This window comes from Streptomyces sp. iso_384 (assembly GCF_056172905.1).
The window spans coordinates 1-213 of record NZ_JBWBTT010000037.1 but is presented as its reverse complement, the minus strand read 5'-3'; the positions used below and the strand labels follow the sequence as shown (position 1 = coordinate 213).

Annotated in this window: 1 pseudogene; it reads right to left on the bottom strand. The window is 65.7% G+C overall.

From position 1 onward, the window contains the following. A pseudogene (locus AC0VY3_RS37910) lies at positions 1 to 213 on the bottom strand (hypothetical protein); the annotation flags it as partial.

The following is a 213-nucleotide window of genomic DNA, read 5'->3' as shown; positions in this document are numbered from 1 at the left end:
TCTCTCCGGGCCACGAGGTCCGGCATGTCCTCCAGATACTCAGCCGCAAGTTCGCGACTCTCCTCGTCCGTGAACGCCTGGCAGTCGCGCCACCACGGAACCACCAGCAGCAAAAGCACCAGCTCGGGCAGCCCGACGGCAACCAGAGCCGCACCTCCCTCGGAGTCGGCATAGAGGATGGGACGTTCCTCGCCGCCTGCACCGCAGAAGAAG